Genomic DNA, 19,299 nt, shown 5'->3' with positions numbered 1-19,299 from the left:
CCCTCAAGCGCCGTGCCGCTGCCCTGGGCTACCAGATCAATCCGATGGAGGCAGTCGCATGAACGACCGTCCTCAGTTCTGTTTCTTGTGAGGCCCGGGCCGCGCCATGTGCGCTGGGTGATGTCCCAGGAGATGAGATACCCGAAAGGTGACCTTCGCGCTGGACCGGTCCCAGTCGATATAGGCCAACGACCAGCTCACGGCACCCGAAGTCGCGCCGCGTCGTAGCTCGATGTACATGTCGGCAAGCTGAACTGACGCCACCGGCTCCGGTAGCTTCACCGGCACGAACAACGTCTCAGGTCCGGCGCCTTGGCGCCGTCACCCGTTGCCGCGGCGATCATCTGCGTCGCCGGTTTCATCTCCGCCTCGTGGACCCAGCGAGGCAGGAGGTTGGCGTTGATGCCGCCGCCAACGGCGCGGACCGGCCCCGTCACGGGCAGCCCACCTGGAAACCGTCCCTCGACATCGCCGGCTCCTGGCCGGCCTTCACCGCCGCCCGGTCACTCGGCGTTCAAGACCGCCACCGTATCCGGCCAATCGTCCCAGCCGCCGCCGTTCACCTTGATGGCGCGCGGATCCTCAAGCGCGGCACGGCGCGCCAACGCATCATTGCAACGGCGCACCTCCTCCCAGGCCTCCTGGCGACCCCGGGCCCGCGCTTCCACGGCCCGTACCTGATCGATGAACCAGTGGGGCATGCGGCTGATCAGTTCGGCGGTGCGGGTGGGCCTCATGACGGTCTCCGGTGGATGGAGGCAGTCTCGGCGGCCGGGCGATTGGGGGCGATCGCTCGTCGGGGGGAGCGAGGGGGGAGGCGCGGCGATCCATCCCCCGACGCCCCCCAAAAGGGGGATGCCGGCCGTCAGTGCGTCTCGTAGACCGGATCGGCCAGACCCTGCATCGTCGCCCCGGCCGCCGTCGGCGGCTCGGTCGTCAGCACCAGCACCTCGTTGGCGCCCGCCTTCAGCCAAGACGCCGGCAGGTAGAGGGTCTGCTGCGGGCCGATGGCCCAGAAGCGGCCCAGGTGGTGGCCGTTGACCCAGACCTGGCCCTTGCCCCAGCCGCGCGTGTCGAGGAAGCTGTCCGCGGGCTTGTCCAGCTGCAGCGTGCCGCGCCAGAAGCCGGGCGCCGCTGCGTCACCGCCCGCACCGGTCGGCAGGCGCTGCAGCGCCGCGGTGTCCAGCGGCAGCGGGTAGACCGTCCAGCCTTCCAGCTCCTCCTTGTCCAGCCGCACGGCGCGCGTGATGCCCTTGTTGTCGTCGACCAGCTTCGCGCCGAAGCCGACACGGCCCATGGCCTCCACGAGCAGGTCCAGTTGCGTGCCTGCGGGCAGGTCCACGGCCAGCGCCTTCTCGCCCAAGCGGCGGTCCAGCCGGCCGATGACGCGGCCGCCGGCCAGCACGATGGCCTGGTCGCGCAGGTCGTCCAGCACGAGCTGGCCCTTGGCCGGCGCGTCCAGGCGCTTGCGGTAGAGGATGTAGCCGTAGTTTTGGCCGAACTCCTCCATCGGCCGCACCCAGCGCGAAGGCACGGCCCTGGAGAGCACGTCCAGCCGAGCGAACAGGCTGCCCGCCGGCTTGAGCGTGAAGGGCGGCAGGGCCTGGGGCTGCGGTGACGCGGGCAGCGGCGGCAGCGCCTCGCCCGTGTGCTTGGCGATGACCTCGCGCAGCGCCAGGAACTTGGGCGTCACGCGGCCGGCCTCGTCAAGCGCCGCGTCGTAGTCGTAGCTGGTCGTGTCGGGCTGGTAGGGCACGGTGGCCGAGTAGTTCGCGCCGGCCAGCCAGCCGAAGCTGGTGCCGCCGTGGAACATGTAGAGATTGAACGAGACGCCGTGCGACAGCATCCAGTCCACCGTGCGTGCGGTGTCCTCAGGGGTGGTGCGGTGGTGGGCCGCACCCCAGTGGTCGAACCAGCCGGCCCAGTATTCGCCGGCCATGCGAACCCCTTGCGGGCGCCAGGAGGCCAGCGCCTCGACGGACTCCCGCGCGTCGTCGGCGCCGCCGCCGAAGTTCACGACGGCCGGCACGTCGGGCAGCGTGCCGCCGTCGAAGAGATGCGCCGCACCGCCGTCGGACGTGAACAGCGGCGCGTCCAGGCCGGCCGCGCGCATCTGCGCCTGCATGGCGCGCAGGTAGTCGTGGTCGCGGCCGAAGGAGCCGTATTCGTTCTCCAGCTGCAGCATCAGGATGGGGCCGCCGCGGCTGCTCTGCAGGTCGCCCACCTCCTGGGCCAGGCGCTTGTAGTAGCGCGCCGTGGCGGCCAGGTAGCGGGCGTCCATGGAGCGCACGCGCAGCCCCGGCGTGCGCAGCAGCCAGGCCGGGAAGCCGCCGAAATCGACCTCGGCGCAGACATAGGGCCCGGGCCTCAGCACGACGTTCAGCCCCTCCTCCGCCGCCGTCTTGACGAAGGCGCGCAGGTCGTTCTGGCCGGAGAAGTCCCACTGCCCGGGCTCGGGCTCGTGCAGCGACCAGAAGGCATAGGTCGTCACGGTGTTCAGCCCCATGGCCCGCGCCATGCGCAGCCGCTCGCGCCAGGCGGCGCGCGGGATGCGCGGGTAGTGCATCTCGCCGGAGCGGATCACAAAGGGCTTGCCGTCCAGCTTGAACTGCGCGCCGTCGACGGCGAAGTGGGGCGTGGGCGCGGCCGGCGCGGCCGCGGTCGCCAAGGTGAGGGCGAGCAGTAGACCGGCCTGCAGGGTTGTCGGCAATCTCAAGGCAAGGACTCCGGTGAGGATGGGTGAGAGGCAGGAATCTTCAGCGTGTACACCGGCGCGCCCTGGTCCGTGATCACGCTGACGGTCAACAGGCGTTCGGTGGCATCGACATGCGCCAGCTGATCCTGCCCCAGCGTCAGTTGGTGGTAGCCATGCACCTTGTCGGGCGGCTCGTAGGAGAACACATGCTGATGGCCGGCCAGGACCAGGTCGATGCCAGCATGGTTGGCCAGTGCCGTCCAGGCCGCGCCCCGGTCCGGCAGCGCGCCCCAGTCGCCCTGGTGCATTGCCACCACCCGGAACGGCGCATGGGCAAAGTGCGGGTCGCTGCCGACCTGGGTCCGCAGCCATGCCAGCTCGGCTTCGCGGTAGGGCTGGGTGCGGTTCAGCTGGGCGTAGACGTTGGTGTCGTCGGGCTTGTCCTCGGCGGTATCGAGCACCAGCAGATGGACCGGGCCGATGGCCCGCGAGTAGTAGAAGCTCCCCTCGGGTGTCGGCACATAGCCCGAGAGCTGGCGCGCGAAGGCGCCACGCAATTCATGATTGCCGCGCGCATACAGCAGGGGCCGGCCCGGGCCCATGGCGGCGATGGTGGGCCGCAGCCATTTGCCGAAGATCTGCTCCTCCGAATCGACCCAGTTGAAGGCGTCGCCCAGATGGACCAAGGCATCGGTACCCACCCAGTCCACCAGCTTCAGCAGGCGGCCTATCCTTGCGGTGTCCTCATGGGTGTCCGTGACAACGCTGAATGAGGCCCGCGGCTGGCTCGCGCTGAAGGTCGTGAAGGCCGCCACCGGGCTGCTGGTGCTCAAGCCCTTGTCCGGCCAATAGGGCTTGAGCTTCACCACCCGGGTGGCGATGGCCTCATAGGCGTAGCGCGTTCCCGGAGCCAGCCCCGTGAGGGTCACGACATGCCGCAAGCCGACCGGCACCAGGCCGTCGACCTGCGGTTCGATCTCGCGCACCTCGGCACCATTGCTCAGGCGCACCTTGGCGTGGCTGGGGGCATCGGTCATCCACACGACCGACACCGCGTTGTCGGACAGGGCAACCAGATAGGGCCCCTCGGTGATGACGGGCCGGGTATCGAAGGTCTTGTACGGCTCCGCCTGGGCCCGAACCGCCGCCGGCATGATCGACAGCGACAGGCCGGCACAGAAGGCAAACAAGACCCGTCGAAGCCGGCGGCAGAAAGACCGCTCCACTCAGGACCCCAGATGCGCGAAGCTCCACTCCTGCGTGGGGCTGCTCTCGGGCGTCGCGATGATGACGGGTGTCAGCGCGCCGATGGCACCGCCCTGCGTGTCCAGCACGAGGCCGCTGACGACGTGGACGAGGGCGTAGACGCCCGCGCGCACCGGCACGATGCGCCACTGCTGCGCGGCGCTGCCGTTCACCGGCTCGATGTCGACGCGCGATCCCGGCGCAGTCGCACCGCCGGCCACGCCCAGCGCCAGGCCGCTGTGCGGGTTGACGAGGGTGTAGAGGCCGCTGCCAGTGGCGGTCTCGGCCACGGTCCATTGCTGGGACGCGCCGCCATGGGTCGGATAGATCTCCAGCAGGGTGCCGGGCGTCGTCGAGCCGGCCGGCACGTCCAGCGCCGAGCCGATGGCGCCCTGGCTGCCGACGACGTTCAGGCCGGGCACCAGCGGCGGCGGCGCGACGGGCGTCTCATAGGGCATGGGCACCGTGCGCGGCACGCCGGGCAGGTTCAACGGATGGCCCACGGCATGGCCGCCGGTGCTGAGGCGAAAGCGTCCGTCGTCCACATAGTCGAAGCGGTAGTTCGCGCAGACCTCATTGTGGTCGGGCGTGTAGACCGCATCGCCGAGCGCCTTCTTCACGGCCACCCAGTTGCCGTCCGTGCCCTGGTAGCGCACGCGGCCATAGGTGGCGGCGCGCACCGGGTTGTCGAGGCAGGACTTCGCCGTGTCGGACCAGTCCTCGACGAAGCCATAGGCGCCGGACTGCGCCAGCACCTTGGGCAGGCGCAGCGTGCCGAGCTTCTTGCGCTGGCCGTCGCGGGGGTCGGTGAAGAACATGCTGTAGTCCTGCCGGCCGTCGGCCGTGGCGGCCACTTCCAGCTCGAAGCGGTAGGTCGCGCCGACCTGGGGCTGGTAGGCCGCCTCGCACTTGATGCCGGTGCCCTCGCCGCCGAAGTTCGTGCAGTTGGAGATGCCAGGGTCGACGACGACGGGGCTGACGCCGTTCACGTCCCACAGCGAGAACAGCAGCTGCTGGCTCTGGATGCCGCCGTAGCCGCCGTTGAAGCCGATGACCTCGTAGTAGGTCGTGCCGGGCCAGCTGTGGGGCGTGACCTCGGCGCTGAACTTCTGCCAGGCCGGCGTGTTCCAGCTCACATGGATGGAGTTGGCCCGCGTGACATGGTCGCGCGACTGACCCCTGATCTCGACGGCGGCGCGGCTGCCATCCGCGCGGCGCAGGGCCACGTCCAGCGTCTGGCGGTTGGCGCTGCCGGCCGTCCACCAGGCGCTGGCGATGCCGTTGAAATCGGTCGCCGGCGCGTCGGGGAAGACCCAGCCGTTCTTGTCCTTGTCCGGGTTGCCGGACTCGTGCGGCTGCCAGCTCACGACGCAGCCCTGCACCGGCCGGCCGTTCAGCGTGACGCGCACCTTGAGCTTGCGCGGCTGGTGCGTCGTGTTGCCGGATTCGATGCCCGGGTCGTAGAGCGTCGCCGAGAACACCGAGCCGTCGCGTGCATAGCCTGCATCGGGCGTCAGGGCGGTCAGCACGGCGCCGGCCGGGCAGGTGTTGTGCTGAGGCGGCGCGGCCGCGGTCTCGGGTTGCGCGGCCTCGCTGGCGCCGCAACCGAGCAGGAAAGCAGCCAGCGCAGAGGCACGGGCCATAGCATTCAGGATCTTCATGGCACTCACTCCTTCGAGGGGTCGGGAACACGCCCGCCTGATGCGCGGGCAACAACCGGCCACGGCCCCGGCAAAGGGGCCGAAAAGCTGGAACGGACGGGGATCAGTAGCGGTCGTCGAACGCGAAGATGGGCTTGCGCGTCTTCCACTGGCCGTCGGTGAAGTCCGGGAAGGGCAGCGTCTGGTTGCCCTCGGCGATGGACTGCTCCGACAGCGGCGTGATGGCGCTCCAGGCCACCGCGTCGTAGATGTCGATGGGCATGGGCGCGTCGGCCTTCAGCGCCTCGACGAAAGCGTGGATGACGAAGAAGTCCATGCCGCCATGGCCCGCGCCCTCGGCCGCCGCGGCGTACTTCTTCCACAGCGGGTGGTCGAACTTCTGGCCATACTTCTCGAAGGGCTCCCACTGGTGCGGCGGGCTGACGCCCTCGACGTGGACCGAGTGGTTGACGTCCATCCACAGGCCCTTGCTGCCCTGCACCCGAAAGCCCAGCGAATAGGGCCGCGGCAGCGAGGTGTCGTGCTGCAGCAGGATGGTCTCGCCGTTCTCGCAGGCCAGCGTCGTCGTGACGACGTCGCCGAGGCTGAACTTCACGGCCGCGTTCGGGTGCTGCCTGCCGCCCTGGGCCTCCACATACTCGTGCAGGCCGCGCGCCTTGCTCGCAAAGCTGTTGATGCGCGTAAAGCGGTTGCCGCGGTGGATGTTGACGAGCATCGCGCAGGGGCCGATGCCGTGGCTGGGGTAGAGGTCGCCGTTGCGCCGCACCGAGTGCTCGGTGCGCCAGCGCGCCTCGCTCCAGCCCTTGGCGCCGAACTCCGCACCACCGCCATAGGGCCGGGCCGGGTCGCCGCCGTTGAACTTCACGGCGCGCAGGTCATGCTGGTAGCCGCCCTGCAGATGCACGAGCTCACCGAACAGGCCGGCGCGCACCATCTGCAGCACGGCCAGCACGTCGCGGCGGTAGCAGACGTTCTCCAGCAGCATATAGGGCGTGCCCGTGCCGAGCTGGGTGCGCAGCACGTCCCAGTGGTCCTGCAGCGTGATGCCGGCGACGACCTCGCAGCCCACCGCCACCTTGGCCTGCATCGCGGCGATGGACATGGGCGCATGCCACTCCCAGGGCGTCGCGATGACGACGCCGTCCAGGCCCTTGAGCTCCAGCAGCCTGCGCCAGGCCTGCGCGTCGCCGTTCTCGCCAAACACCTGCGGCCGCGGCTTGCCGGCCTTGTCGACCTGGGCCAGCGCTGCCTTGAGCATCTCGGGCTCGATGTCGCAGAGCGCGACGAGGTCGACGTCGTCGCGGTGCAGCAGCAGCTCCAGATGGTTCTGGCCGCGCAGGCCCGTGCCGATCAGGCCGAGGCGCAGCCGCGGCCGGGCGGCCGCCTTTGCGCCCTGGAGGGCGGTGGCGGCCAGCGCTGCCGCCGAGCCGTTGCGAAGGAAATCTCGACGCTGCATCGTCATCACCAGAACTTGTAGCTTGCGGACAGGCTGTAGCTGCGGCCGAACAGGTTCAGGCTGTGGTCATAGCCTTCCCAGCCGTTCGGGTCGTAGTAGGGCATGCGGTTGAACAGGTTCTTGATGTTCAGGCCCAGGTCGAGATTCTTCATCGGCTTCCAGTTGAAGCCGAGGTTGACCGTGTAATGGGCCGGCGCGCCGTTGCACAGGCCGGCCGGCATGGCCACGTCGGCGGCCGTGCAGGTCGTCGGGTTGTTGTTCGCCTCGTCGTTGCTGTCGTAGGCCCACTTGGTCTTGCCGGTGTAGTTCACGAACAGGCTGGTCACCCAGTCGCCGTGGCTCCAGTCGGCGTTCAGCGTCGTGCGCAGGCGCGGCGAGCCGTAGAAGCCGACGTAGTTGTTCGAGAAGCCGGTGCCGTCCTCGTAGTTGTAGATCTCGCGCATGCGGATGGACACGGCCGCGCCCAGGGCCAGCTTGCCCCAGCTGCCCAGCGAATGCTTGGTGCGGGCGTCGATGTCGAAGCCGTCGACCAGGGTGCGCCCGCGGTTCAGGTAGCTGGTCGTCAGGCCGGCCAGGTTGCCCACCGAGTAGCCCGGCAGCGCGGCGGGGCAGACGCCCGCATTGGCCGGGTTGGCGCACATCGCGGCCAGCGCCGCGAGGTTGGCGCGGTCGCCGTCGGAGATGGGGAAGCGCACCGCATCGGTGGTGCCGTTCAGCGCCGGGCCGTACTTGGCCACCAGCTGGCGCAGGCGCTCGCTCGGGTCCTGGTGAATGATCTCGTTGCGGCGATAGACGAACCAGTAGTCCAGCGACAGGCTCACGTCCTTCCAGGGCTCGAAGACCATGCCGATGGTGGAGATCTTGGCCGTCTCGGGCTTGAGGTTGGGGTTGGGTGGCGTCAGGCCGCCGACGGTGCGGCTGCAGTCCGCATTGGTCAGGTTCTTGCCGAGATCGACGTCGGTCGGGTTCGCCGACTTTTTCAGCAGTGCGGCGATGGCGTTGGTCTCGTCGCAACGCAAGCCATCCTGCAGGCCACCGAACTGGGCATAGATGCCGCCCTTCCCGGATTCGGCGAGGTTGGGGGCGCGGAAGCCCTCGGAATAGGTGCCGCGCAGCAGCAGCTCCGGTGCGGCGCGCCACTTCACGCCGATCTTGGGCGCCAGGTTGGCCTTGAAGTTGGGGTATTTGTCCAGACGCGCCGCGGCGTCCACCTCCAGGCTCTTCGTGATCGGCACGATGGTTTCGCCGAACACGGCGCCCACGGTGCGCTTGCCGTCGAACCAGGAGCCGCCCTGCTGGGTGATGAGGCCGTTGGCGGCGTCGGCATTGCCCGGCGTGTAGAAGCTCTCGCGCATCAGGTTGGCGCCGAAGGCGGCGCGCACCTCGCCGGCAGGCAGGTGGCCGATGGTGCCCTCCACCTTGGCATCCCAGGTGATGAGCTGGGTCCAGGACTGGATGTCGAAGGTCGGGTAGGCCTCGCGGATCAGCGCGGCATTGGCGTCGCTGATGACGCCGAACTGGTAGGCCGGGTTGTCGGCGATATAGGTGCGGCCGGTGACCGGGTCGGTCGTGAACGGGCCGAAGACCTTCTCGAAGCCCTTGGTGTTGACGTTGATGGTCTGGTAGGTCACCGAATGGCTGCCGGCCACGCTGAGCGCGGTCTCGAAATCCCAGTCGCCGAAGATGGTGCCGCGCACGCCGGCCAGGGCCCGGTAGTTGTCGTCGGTGTTGTGCTGGCCGAAGTAGTTGGTGGCGTCCTGCAGCAGATAGCTCAGACCGGCCGCACCGCCCATCTTGGCCGCCATGTCGGGGTCGAGGTGGGCCTTCACATAGACGTTGTTGGGGCCGAGGAAGGGGATCTTGAAGGTGTTCAGCGTCGTGCCGGTGTTGCGCGAATACCAGCTCGACGGGTTGCCCGTCGTGGAACTGAAGCTGCGCGGACCGTTGCTGCCGCGCATGTCGATGTGGGTATAGGCGCCTTCTGCAAAGCCTTCCCAGTCGCCGGCCAGCTTCAGGCGGCCGTTCAGGTAGCCGGTGGTGCGCTCGGAGCTGGGGCCGGTGTCGAGCTGGTAGGGCAGCGTGTCCCAGACGCAGCTGGTGCCGCCGGAGGTCGGGATGGCGGTCGGGCAGCCGGCCACGGCGCGGCGCGTGATCGCGTTGTTGTTGGCCTTGTCGATGACGAACAGCGTGCCCGGGTTCATCACGCCCGGCTCGCTGCCGACGCCGATGCGGAAGTTCTTGATGAAGTTCGGGTTGTTGACGTAGAACTGGTCGGGCCGCTTGTCATAGGTGTCGGCCAGCGCGATGCGGTCACGCTTGTAGTAGTTGAGGGAGCCGTAGAGGCTGTAGCCGTCGCGCTCGAGGTCGCCCTTGCCGTAGAGCACACTGCCCTGGTGCTCGCCGTAGGCCTTGACGTTGGACGACCAGTCGGTGCTGGCATGCACCTCCAGGCCCTGGTAGCTCTTCTTCGTGATGACGTTGATGACGCCGGCGACCGCGTCGGAGCCGTAGACCGCCGAGGCGCCATCGGTCAGCACCTCCATGCGCTCGATGGCGGCGGCAGGGATGGCGTCGATGTTGACGAACATCGTCTGGAATCCCATGACCCCGCCGTAGTAGGACAGGCGCCGGCCGTTCAGCAGGATCAGCGTGCCCTGGGCGCCGAGGCCGCGCAGATTGGCCGAGGAGGCGCCGTCGGAGCCGGTGAACATGGAGCGGAAGTCCTGCTGCTCTGCGGGCCGCGCCGCGGGCAGGTTGTCCAGCACCTGCAGCAGCGTGCGCGCGCCCATGTTCTCGATCTCCTTGGCCGTGATGACCTGCACGGGCGAGGCGGTCTCGGCGTTGATGCGCTTGATGCTCGAGCCGGTCACTTCCACGCGCTCGATCTTCTGCGGCGCGGCGTCGTCCTCGGCGGCCAGCAGCGGGGTGCACAGGCCGGCGCTCATCAGCACGGCCATCAGCTTCGTCGGTTTCATGGGTTCTCCTCGTGGTTTCGCGGATTGCGGTTCAGCGCGGTTGCGCCGCACGCTTGCTCTTCTGCGGGGCGGGTGCGATCTGCACCTCGTCCCCTTCCTGCCCCAGCAACAGGGCGTTGGCCCAGTTGCCGCAAACACCCTGCGGCTGCCTGCCCCGCGCGCCCAGCGTGCGCAGCGAGAGCTGGCGCAGGCCGCGCACGTCCAGCTCGGGCTTGACGACGGCCGGCGCCTGCACGACGCCGCTGTCGTAGAGCAGGCGGCCGTCGCCCCAGACCTGGAAATGCAGGCCGCCGGCCTCGTTGCCGTTTCGGCAGCTGTCGTCCACGCCCAGGTCGGCGCGGAAGGTCTGCCAGTGGCCGGCGAGCTGCAGCTGCAGCTGCTGGCCCGGCTTCATCCCCAGCCCCTTGCGGAACAGCAGGCCGTTCATGCGCATGGCCGAGGCGCCGCTCGCGGGCTTGTCCCTGGCGGTGCCGGCAGGCAGGGCCAGATCCGACAGCGCTCGCTGCAGCGGCCGGCCCTCGCTCGCGCGGGCCTCCAGCACCTTGAAGCTGGACAGCGTGATCGGGCCGACATCGGCCGGCACGAAGGCATTGAAGGCCTTGGCCGGCGCGTCCGCCGCCGCCGTCACCATCGGGTCGGCGCCCGAAGCAGCATCGCCTTCAGGGTTCTGCACCGACAGCACGCGGAAGCGCAGCAGCCGGCCGGCCGTGGCGCGGAAGGCGATCTGCTGCGGCCCCTGCTGCAGCTGCAGCCGGCCGCGTGCGACGGGCTCGCCCCAGTCGCCGTTGTTGTCGGCCAGATAGACCTCGTAGTCGCGCACCTGGCCGTATTTCCAGTTCTTGTCGTTGCGCGGCGCGAGTTCGATGCCGTCGATCAGGCGGCGCTCGCCCAGGCCCAGCACCCATTCGTGCGGGCCGCTGCGCAGGGCCTGGTTGCGGGTCGTGCGGAACCAGGTCTGGGGCTTGTCGTCGAAAGCGTTCTCGAGCGGGTGGCCAGGCTCCTCGGCCGGGCGGTTCACGACGCTGAGGCTGTCGGCGGGTACGGCGCGACCGGTGGCGGGCGCGGCGGGGAAGTCGTCGTCCGCGGCGGGCGCGGCCTGCACGCCGCGCAGCAGGAAGGCCAGCGGCGCGCGGATGTCGCGCCTGCCCGTCTTCACATGGATGCTGCCACGACGGTCGGCGGCGTCGAAGCGCCAGCCCTCTTCCACCGCATCGAGGTCGGCGACCTGCGGCAAGGTCTTGCCATCGAGTTCGACGCTCGAAGGCGCCTGCCGGCTGGCCACGCGCAGCGAATAGGCCCGGGCCGCCTCCTGGCCGTCGTAGCTGCCCTTGACCGGCTCCAGCGTCACCTGCAGCGCGTCGCCGTCCAGGCGCATCGCGAGGCGCTGGGTGCTGAAGGCGCCGCCCTGGTAGCGGCGCGTCAGGCCATCGTCCTCGTAGAGATTGAACTCGGAGGGGCGGCTGGCATCGGGGTAAAGATCCAGCGTCAGCCTGTCCTTGGGCTTCTGGCCGTCGAACAGCACTTCGGGGTACATCGGCAGGATGGCGCCGGCACGGACGAAGACGGGGAGCTTGTCGAGCGTGACGGCCAGGTCGAGGTCGCACCCGGCCGGGCCGGCGCTCAGCTGGCGGCCGTCCCAGTAGTCCAGCCACCTTCCCTGCGGCAGGTGGATGCCCTTGCGCCAGCCCTGGCTGGCCGCCTGGCTGCGGAACACCGGCGCGACGAGCACGTCGGGCCCGAGCAGGAACTGGTGCTTGAACGCCTCGCTGCCGGCCTGCGGGTCGCTGGCGTGGTCCCACATCAGGCCGCGCACCAGCGGCGCACCGGTCTGCTCGGCCTCGCGGGCCAACGTGTACATCAGCGGCGTCAGGCGGAGCTTGAGCTTCAGGTATTTGCGGTTGATGGAACGGTAGGGCTCGCCGAACCACCAGGGGTGCTTGCGCTCGGCCTCGGCCCAGCCGGACATGCCCATCAGCACCGGCGTGAAGCTCTTCCACTGCAGGTCGCGCGTGAAGGTCTCGGGGCTGCCGCCGAAGATGGCGTCCACGTCGCCGCTGGCATAGGCCTGGCCCGACAGGCCCGAGCCGATCAGCGTCGGGATGTGCCAGCGGATGTAGTCCCAGCTGGCCGACTGGTCGCCGGTCCAGGTCACCGCATAGCGCTGCGTGCCGGCCCAGCCCATCACCGTCCACAGGAAGGGTCGCGCGTCGGAGTTGTCCAGGATGCCGTCGTAGGCGGCCTTGTTCGCGTCCAGCGAGAACTGGTAGCCCTTGCCCGTCCAGGCCACGTCGAGCTTCTGCGCGCGCGTGCCGGCCGTGCCGACCTCCCACTTGATCTTGTCGACGCCGTTCTCGGTCCACAGCCCGGTCTTGAAGCCGTACTGGGCCAGGCCCTGCACGACCTTGGGCAGGTCGGTGTAGCCACAGCCATAGCCGTCGTTGGGCAGGACCCAGCCGCCGGGCATGTCGTGCTCGCGATATTGCTTCGCGACGCTGTCGACGACGTCCGGCGTCTTGCCCGTGGGGCCGTCGCTCCAGCCCTTGGGCACGGTGCCGGGCTTCTTCGCGTTGTCGCCGTCGTTGTAGCAATCGGCGTCGCCATATTCCAGCGCCCAGCGCGGCAGCAGCTTGGCGCGGCCGGTCAGCTCCGTGTAGGCGGCCAGCACGTCGTGCAGCCCCGAGCCGACGAAGTAGTAGGCGTCGAAGCGCCCCTCGGCATGCTCCAGGCTGGCCTGCTCGTCCAGCCGCAGGTCGTAGCTGCCGTCGCTCCAGGTGTTGCGCAGCACGCCCCAGCCGCGCGAACTCATCAGGAAGGGCGCCGGACTGGGCCGGTCGCCGTCCTCCCAGCCGCCGGAGTAGGAGATGTCGAGCTGGTGGCCCTTGAACTCGAAGCGGCCGTTCTGCTGGCCGCCGCCGTAGAAGCGCTCAGCCGTAGTGCTGGACAGGGTCTGCACAGCGCGCTTCTCGGCCAGGTCCAGCGGCTGCAGTTCGCGCCACAGCGGTTCGGCTTCGCCCGCGCGCAGCAGTTCCAGGCGCAGCGGCTTGCGGTGGATGCGTAGCGTGAGGGCCGCAGTCTGGATCTCGACGCGGTCCACCTGCTCGACGACACGGTGCTCCACGGCGGCCCAGCGGCGCGGCAGCACGATGGGCGCGGCCTTGTCGCCGGCCGGCGTGAGCTGGCCCTTGGCGCCGGCCTGCACATGGATCAGGTCGGCCCGCAGCAGGCTGACGCGCAGCAGCACGCCGGCATCGGTGCGCAATTCGAAGGCGGTGGCGGCGCCGTCCTCGCCCGCGCCATGTGCCGCACCGCTCGCATCCAGAGGCCGCAACGAGACCAGCCGGCCCACCGGTGCGGCCAGCACGGCCGGCGCCAGCGCCGCCAGCAGGCCGCCCGCCAGCAGGGCCACGAATGCACGCCCGCTGCCCGCCCTGCCCTTGTCTCGCCCTGCCCGCACCACTGCTTTCATTCGTTGCCCTTGCGCACCGCCCGAGGCGGTTGTTTCGAATCAATGCGCAAACTCTAGAAATCGCATCGAAAGAAGTCAACGAATCGAAACTTCAAATCGAAAGTTAAGCCTCCAGTTACGGGAAATCCATGATGAGAAAAAGTTCTGAAACTTTCGATAGGCAGCAGGATCGGCAGAATCTCTTTGCATTTGCTGGGAAAAAGCAACGCCTCAAGCGATGGCGACGACTGCTCCGGCCGGCGAGCGCCTCACGAGCTGCCTGACCTTACCCGTCCAGTTCGACGCCAGTTCGCCCGCAATCCTGCTCGAATTTCCCGTCGATTCAGCAAGATATTCGGCCTCATATCTTTCGTTTTATCTTTTCTTTTCTTTCTTTGTTTGACAATTCGAAAGCACGGCGATATCGTCTCCCGGCACTTGAGATTGGCAATGACTTCACTTCTGCAACGCGAGCACAACGACTGGCAACGCCAAGGCGGCCTGCACACGGCCGAGGAGATCGCGCACCAGCCGGCCATCTGGCGGGCGCTGGCAACGGCCCTCGAAGAACAGCGCAGCCGCATCGACGCCTTTCTCGGCGACTGGCTGCGCCAGCCGGGCCACCGCGTCATCCTGACCGGCGCCGGCAGCTCGGCCTATATCGGCGAGATGGCGGCCGACACGCTCAACGCCGCCTGGCCCGCCGAGGTGCGCGCCGTGGCCAGCACCAGCCTGCTGACCCACCCCGAGCTCTATCTGAAGCGCGCGCAGCCGACGCTGCTGGTGTCCTTCGCGCGCAGCGGCAACAGCCCCGAGAGCCTGGCCACCGTCGAGCTGCTGCGCGCCAGCGTGGCCCAGCCGCGCTTCCTGAACATCACCTGCAATGCCGAGGGCGAACTGCTCAGCGGCAGCACCGGCCGTGCCGACACGCTCAACCTGCTGATGCCCGAGGGCAGCTGCGACCGCGGCTTCGCGATGACGAGCAGCCTCACGACCATGCTGCTGGCCGCGCTGGCCACGTTGGGCGCCGGCAGCTGGCCCGAACGCCTCGCGCGCATCCGCAGCCTGGCCGATCTGGCCGACGCCGCGCTGCGCGACTGGGCCGCGCCCATGCAGGCGCTGGCCCGGCGCGAGGTGCAGCGCATCGTCTATCTCGGCAGCGGCGCCCAGGAGGCGCTGGCCAGGGAGGCCGCACTGAAGGTGCTGGAGCTGACCAGCGGCCGCGTGATGGCGGTGGCCAACACGCCGCTGGGCTTTCGCCATGGCCCCAAGTCCATGCTGGACGAACACAGCCTCGTGCTGGTGCTGCGCAGCCGCGGCCCGGTGGCGCGGCGCTACGAGTGCGACCTGGTGCAGGAGCTGCGCAGCGACGGCATCGCCGCCGCCGTGCTGACGCTGGGCCCCGAGGACGCGGCCGAGCAACTGCCCGCCTGCCTGCCCATCCCGCCGCTGCCGCAGGACGAGGGCCTGGACGACGCCTGGCTGACGCCGCTGTGGCTGATCGCGCCGCAGCTGCTGGCGCTGAACAAGTCGCTTGCGCTGGGCCTGACGCCCGACAACCCCTTCCCCGACGGCCGCGTCAACCGCGTCGTGCAGGGCGTGACCATCCACAGTCATGACGGCTGATCTCTATTTCGGCCTCGACGTCGGCGGCACCAAGATCGAACTGGCCGCCTGCGACGCCACCCTCGCCGTCGTGCACCGCCAACGCATCGCGACGTCGGCGGCCGACTTCGACGATTTCGTCGCGCAGGTCGCCGCCCTGGTGCGCGCCGCAGAGCTTCAGCTCGGTGGCGCCGCGACAGCGATCGGGCTGGGCATGCCCGGCATCGTCGACGCGGCCAGCGGCTGCCAGCTCAGCTCCAATGTGCCGGCGCTGAACGGCCGGCGCGTCGCGCCCGCGCTGGAGGCCGCGCTCGGCCGGCCCGTGCACATGGGCAATGACTGCCAGTGCTTCGCGCTGTCCGAGGCCCAGGGTGGCGCGGCGGACGGCCTGCCCAGCATGTTCGGTGCCATCCTCGGCACCGGCGCGGGCGGCGGCTATTGCGTGGGCGGCCGGCTCGTGGCCGGCTACAACGGCCTGGCCGGCGAATGGGGCCACTGGCCGGTGCCGGCGGCCCTGCTGCTGCATCACGACCTGCCGCTGCTGGACTGCCCCTGTGGCCTGCGCGGCTGCCTGGAGCGCTATGTCTCGGGCACCGGCCTGGCCACGCTGTACCGGCTGCGCAGCACAGCGCCCGAAGCGGCGTCCGACGCCGCCGCCGTGCATGCTCTCGCCGCTCAGGGCGACGAGGCCGCGGCCGAGGCCCTGGCCATCCATCTCGAGCTGCTGGCCCAGGGCCTGGCCGGCCTGGTGCTGGCACTGGACCCGCATGCCATCGTGCTGGGCGGCGGCCTGTCCAAGCTGCAGCGGCTCTACGACGAGCTGCCCGCCGCGATGGCCCGCCACCTCTTCCGCGGCGTGCGCGTGCCGCCCATCCTGCCGCCGCGCTTCGGCGATGCCGGCGGCGCACGCGGCGCCGCACTGCTGGCCCGCCAGCGCAGCGCCGGCTGAGAGTTTCAAGCCTTGCCCATGTCCACCACCTCTCCCATCCTCGACACGATCGCCGCCCACCGCCGCGGCGAGCCGGTCGGCGTCGCCAGCGTCTGCTGCAGCAACCGCTATGTGCTGGAGGCCGCGATGCAGCTCGCGCGCCAGCGCGGCGGCCTGCTGCTGATCGAGTCCACCTCCAACCAGGTCGACCAGTTCGGCGGCTACACCGGCATGACGCCGCCGCAGTTCCGCGACTACGTGCAGGCGATGGCCCACGCCCAGGGCCTGCCGGCCGGGCGCCTGGTGCTCGGCGGCGACCACCTCGGCCCCAATGCCTGGCAGAACCTGCCCGCCGCCGAGGCCATGGGACACGCGAAGGAGCTGATCCAGGCCTATGTGGCCGCCGGCTTCCACAAGATCCACCTCGACTGCAGCATGGCCTGCGCGGATGACCTGGCGCGCCTGCCCGACGAGGTCGTCGCGCAGCGCTCGGCCGAGCTGGCCGAGATGGCCGAGGCCGCCGCGCGCGGCGCCGGGCTGGCGCCGCCGGTCTATGTGATCGGCACCGAGGTGCCCATCCCCGGCGGCGAGGCGGCCCTGGGCGGCGGCGTGGCCGTCACGCGGCCCGAGGCCGCCGCGCAGACGCTGGAGGTGCACCGCCTGGCCTTCGCCGCACGCGGGCTGCGCGAAGCCTGGCGGCGCGTCGTCGCGATGGTCGTGCAGCCCGGCGTGGACTTCGACCACAGCAGCGTGCAGCACTACGACCGCGCGGCGGCCGCGTCGCTGTCGCGCTTCATCGAGGGCCAGCCCGGCCTGGTCTACGAGGCCCACTCGACGGACTACCAGACCGAGGCCTCGCTGCATGCGATGGTGCGCGACCATTTCGCCATCCTGAAGGTCGGCCCGGCGGCCACCTTTGCGCTGCGCGAGGCCTGGTTCGCGCTGGCGATGCTGGAGCGCGAGCTGCTGCCGGCGGCCGCGCAGTCGCGTCTCATCGAGACGCTGGACGGGGCCATGCGCGCCCAGCCGCGCCACTGGCTCAAGCACTACCCCGGCAGCCCCGAGGCCCAGCGCCTGCTGCGCGCCTGGGGCCTCAGCGACCGCAGCCGCTATTACTGGGGCGAGCCGGCCGTGGAGGCCGCGCTGCAGCGCCTCGTCGCCAACCTCGACGAGCAGCCGCTGCCGCTGGCCCTGCTGAGCCAGTTCCTGCCCGAGCAGGCCCTGGCCGTGTCCGAAGGCCGCCTGGCCGCCCGCGCCGAAGACCTGGCCCGCCACAAGGTGGGCCAGCTGCTGGCTCGCTATGCCCGTGCCTGCGAAGCCAATGAGGCCGCCGCAATCGAAAGCCCGACCGCAGCTCCGGTTTCGAACCCCTGAGAATCCGCTCTCGTTCGAAACAAACCCGAAAGCCATGCGAAACACCAGCCAGCGCCGCGAACAGATCCTGCAGCTCCTCGTCAAGCAGGGCGGCGTGCAGGTGTCCGAGCTGGCCGCGCTGACCGGCGTGTCGGCCGTGACCATCCGCACCGACCTCGCCCAGCTCGAGGCCCAGGGCCTGGCCACGCGCAACCACGGCGGCGCGACGCTGGTGCGCACGCCGCCGCAGGAGCAGAGCGTGCAGCAGCGCGACAGCCTGAACAGCGCGCTGAAGGAGGTCATCGGCGCGCGCGCCGCGGAGCTGGTGCAGCCGGGCGACAACATCCTGGTCGACTCCGGCACCACCACCGTGCCGCTGGCCCGCCACCTGCTGGACCACCGCGACGTCACCGTGATGACCAACGGCCTGAACATCGCGTGGGAGCTGGCCAATGCCCAGGGCGTGCAGGTCATGCTGACCGGCGGCCTGCTGCGCAAGCAGTCGCTGTCCTTCCAGGGCGTGCAGGCCGAGTCCTGCCTGAACGCCTACAGCTTCGACACCCTCTTCCTCGGCGTCGACGGCCTGGACCTGCAGTTCGGCCTGACCACCCACCACGAGGCCGAGGCCAGCCTGAACCGCAAGATGGTCGAGCGCGCGCGCCGCGTCGTCGTGCTCTGCGACGCCTCCAAGTTCGGCCGCGTCAGCCTGCACCGCATCGGTCTGCTGGAGCAGGTGGACACCGTCATCACCGATGCCGGCATCAGCCCCGAATACCGCGATGGCCTCGCGCGGCTGGGCATAGAACTGATCGTCGCCGAATGAACAGCATCGAAGGCCGCGTCCTGACGCCGGAAGGCTGGCTCGACGGCCGCCTGGTGTTCGATGAGCGCGTGCAGCGCATCGAGGCCGATGCCGGCGTGCGCAGCGACCGCCTCGTGCTGCCCGGCTTCATCGACCTGCATGTGCACGGCGCCGCCGGCGTCGACATCATGCAGGGTGGCGATGCGGCCACCACGGTCGCGCGCGCTCATGCCCGCCACGGCACGACGGCGCTGCTGGGCACGACGATGACGGCGCATGCCAGCGACATCGAGCGCGCGCTGCGCGGGCTGAGCGGTGCCATCGCGGCCAAGGCCGACGACGGCGCCCGCGTGCTGGGCGTGCACCTGGAAGGCCCCTTCATCAGCCCGCACCGCCTCGGCGCCCAGCCGGCGCTGACCGTGCCGGCCACGCTGGAGGCCGTGCAGCGCCTGCACGCCATCGCGCCGCTGCGCGTGCTGACGCTGGCGCCAGAGATGCCCGGCCATCTCGAGCTGATCCCGGCGCTCGCCGCCATGAGCATCCGCGTGCAGCTGGGCCATTCCTCCGGCAGCTACGAGGACGGCGTCGCCGCGCTGGCGGCCGGCGCGGCCGGCTTCACGCATCTGTTCAACGGCATGAGCGGCTTGCACCACCGCGAGCCCGGCATGGTGGGCGCGGCCCTGGCCCATGCCGAGTACGCCGAGCTCATCCCCGACCTGGAGCATGTGGCGCCCGGCGCGATGCGCGCCGCGATGCGCGCCATCCCGCGCCTGTATGCCATCACCGACGCGACGGCCGCCACCGGCATGCCCGACGGCGAATATGCGCTGGGCTCGCAGCGCGTCTACAAATGCGCCGGCTGCGTGCGCCTGGGCGGCAGCAAGGGCTCGCTGGCCGGCAGCGCACTGACCATGGACCAGGCGCTGCGCAACCTCGTCGGACTGGGCGAGGACCTGGCGCTGGCCTCGCAGCGCTGCTCGCGCTTCCCGGCCGACTACCTGGGCCTGGCCGACCGCGGCCGCATCGCACCCGGCGCCTGGGCCGACCTCGTCGTGCTCGACGAGGCCTTGCAGCCGCTGCAGGTCTTCAGCGAAGGCCGCGCCATTTCTCCCGACAACAAGCTCTGAGACAAGG

12 protein-coding genes are annotated in these 19,299 nt (G+C 70.0%); 5 read left to right on the top strand and 7 right to left on the bottom strand.

Annotation, left to right across the window (positions count from 1 at the left end):
- Positions 1-503: 503 nt before the first annotated feature.
- The 7 genes from EV671_RS23465 to EV671_RS23435 form a co-directional block, all read right to left on the bottom strand.
- Entirely contained in the window at positions 504-737 is a 234-nt protein-coding gene (locus EV671_RS23465; protein WP_132576345.1) for a hypothetical protein, read from the bottom strand.
- Between the two features lie 128 nt (positions 738-865).
- The gene (locus EV671_RS23460) at positions 866-2,716 is read right to left on the bottom strand and encodes a glycoside hydrolase family 35 protein (RefSeq protein WP_132576344.1); all 1,851 of its coding nucleotides are present in this window, start codon (positions 2,714-2,716) and stop codon (positions 866-868) included.
- Positions 2,713-3,885 (bottom strand): purple acid phosphatase family protein, encoded by a 1,173-nt coding sequence (locus EV671_RS23455; protein WP_132576343.1) that lies wholly within the window; start codon positions 3,883-3,885, stop codon positions 2,713-2,715. The genes EV671_RS23460 and EV671_RS23455 overlap by 4 nt, the downstream gene beginning before the upstream one ends.
- Before the next feature lie 36 nt (positions 3,886-3,921).
- Complete coding sequence (locus EV671_RS23450; protein ID WP_132576342.1) at positions 3,922-5,601, bottom strand: DUF3472 domain-containing protein; 1,680 nt, start codon at positions 5,599-5,601, stop codon at positions 3,922-3,924.
- 103 nt (positions 5,602-5,704) lie between these two features.
- Positions 5,705-7,063 carry a Gfo/Idh/MocA family protein gene (locus EV671_RS23445; RefSeq protein ID WP_207911232.1) on the bottom strand — a complete coding sequence of 453 codons (1,359 nt, stop codon included), beginning with the start codon at positions 7,061-7,063 and terminating at the stop codon, positions 5,705-5,707.
- A complete protein-coding gene (locus tag EV671_RS23440; RefSeq protein WP_132576341.1) occupies positions 7,063-10,032 on the bottom strand; it encodes a TonB-dependent receptor plug domain-containing protein in 2,970 nt (989 codons plus the stop codon). The genes EV671_RS23445 and EV671_RS23440 overlap by 1 nt, the downstream gene beginning before the upstream one ends.
- Before the next feature lie 31 nt (positions 10,033-10,063).
- Positions 10,064-13,498 (bottom strand): TIM-barrel domain-containing protein, encoded by a 3,435-nt coding sequence (locus EV671_RS23435; RefSeq protein ID WP_132576340.1) that lies wholly within the window; start codon positions 13,496-13,498, stop codon positions 10,064-10,066.
- A 429-nt stretch (positions 13,499-13,927) separates the two neighbouring features.
- Between EV671_RS23435 and EV671_RS23430 the strand changes: the two genes are divergently transcribed.
- From EV671_RS23430 to EV671_RS23410, 5 genes are read left to right on the top strand one after another with little or no spacing between them, the layout of a single operon-like run.
- Positions 13,928-15,103: an SIS domain-containing protein gene (locus tag EV671_RS23430; protein WP_132576339.1), complete on the top strand. Its 1,176-nt coding sequence runs from the start codon at positions 13,928-13,930 to the stop codon at positions 15,101-15,103.
- Complete coding sequence (locus EV671_RS23425) at positions 15,093-16,031, top strand: ROK family protein (protein ID WP_132576338.1); 939 nt, start codon at positions 15,093-15,095, stop codon at positions 16,029-16,031. Before EV671_RS23430 ends, EV671_RS23425 begins: the two co-directional genes overlap by 11 nt.
- A gap of 18 nt (positions 16,032-16,049) precedes the next feature.
- On the top strand, positions 16,050-17,384 hold the full coding sequence (locus tag EV671_RS23420; RefSeq protein WP_132576337.1) for a D-tagatose-bisphosphate aldolase, class II, non-catalytic subunit: 1,335 nt from the start codon (positions 16,050-16,052) through the stop codon (positions 17,382-17,384).
- 34 nt (positions 17,385-17,418) lie between these two features.
- Positions 17,419-18,186, top strand: a complete 768-nt coding sequence (locus EV671_RS23415; RefSeq protein WP_132576336.1) for a DeoR family transcriptional regulator — start codon at positions 17,419-17,421, stop codon at positions 18,184-18,186.
- Complete coding sequence (locus tag EV671_RS23410; RefSeq protein ID WP_132576335.1) at positions 18,183-19,292, top strand: N-acetylglucosamine-6-phosphate deacetylase; 1,110 nt, start codon at positions 18,183-18,185, stop codon at positions 19,290-19,292. Before EV671_RS23415 ends, EV671_RS23410 begins: the two co-directional genes overlap by 4 nt.
- Positions 19,293-19,299 lie beyond the last annotated feature (7 nt).

It is taken from the genome of Roseateles saccharophilus, assembly GCF_004342485.1.
Taxonomy (GTDB): domain Bacteria; phylum Pseudomonadota; class Gammaproteobacteria; order Burkholderiales; family Burkholderiaceae_C; genus Pelomonas; species Pelomonas saccharophila.
Note: the sequence above shows the minus strand (reverse complement) of the source record. Positions and strands in the feature narration are given on the sequence as shown.

Bases quoted from the DNA above. Each gene is read 5' to 3' on its own strand.
- EV671_RS23465 (WP_132576345.1), bottom strand. From the start codon at position 737: ATGAGGCCCACCCGCACCGCCGAACTGATCAGCCGCATGCCCCACTGG.
- EV671_RS23450 (WP_132576342.1), bottom strand. From the start codon at position 5,601: ATGAAGATCCTGAATGCTATGGCCCGTGCCTCTGCGCTGGCTGCTTTC.
- EV671_RS23445 (WP_207911232.1), bottom strand. From the start codon at position 7,063: ATGACGATGCAGCGTCGAGATTTCCTTCGCAACGGCTCGGCGGCAGCG.
- EV671_RS23440 (WP_132576341.1), bottom strand. From the start codon at position 10,032: ATGAAACCGACGAAGCTGATGGCCGTGCTGATGAGCGCCGGCCTGTGC.
- EV671_RS23435 (WP_132576340.1), bottom strand. From the start codon at position 13,498: ATGAAAGCAGTGGTGCGGGCAGGGCGAGACAAGGGCAGGGCGGGCAGC.
- EV671_RS23430 (WP_132576339.1), top strand. From the start codon at position 13,928: ATGACTTCACTTCTGCAACGCGAGCACAACGACTGGCAACGCCAAGGC.
- EV671_RS23425 (WP_132576338.1), top strand. From the start codon at position 15,093: ATGACGGCTGATCTCTATTTCGGCCTCGACGTCGGCGGCACCAAGATC.
- EV671_RS23420 (WP_132576337.1), top strand. From the start codon at position 16,050: ATGTCCACCACCTCTCCCATCCTCGACACGATCGCCGCCCACCGCCGC.
- EV671_RS23415 (WP_132576336.1), top strand. From the start codon at position 17,419: ATGCGAAACACCAGCCAGCGCCGCGAACAGATCCTGCAGCTCCTCGTC.
- EV671_RS23410 (WP_132576335.1), top strand. From the start codon at position 18,183: ATGAACAGCATCGAAGGCCGCGTCCTGACGCCGGAAGGCTGGCTCGAC.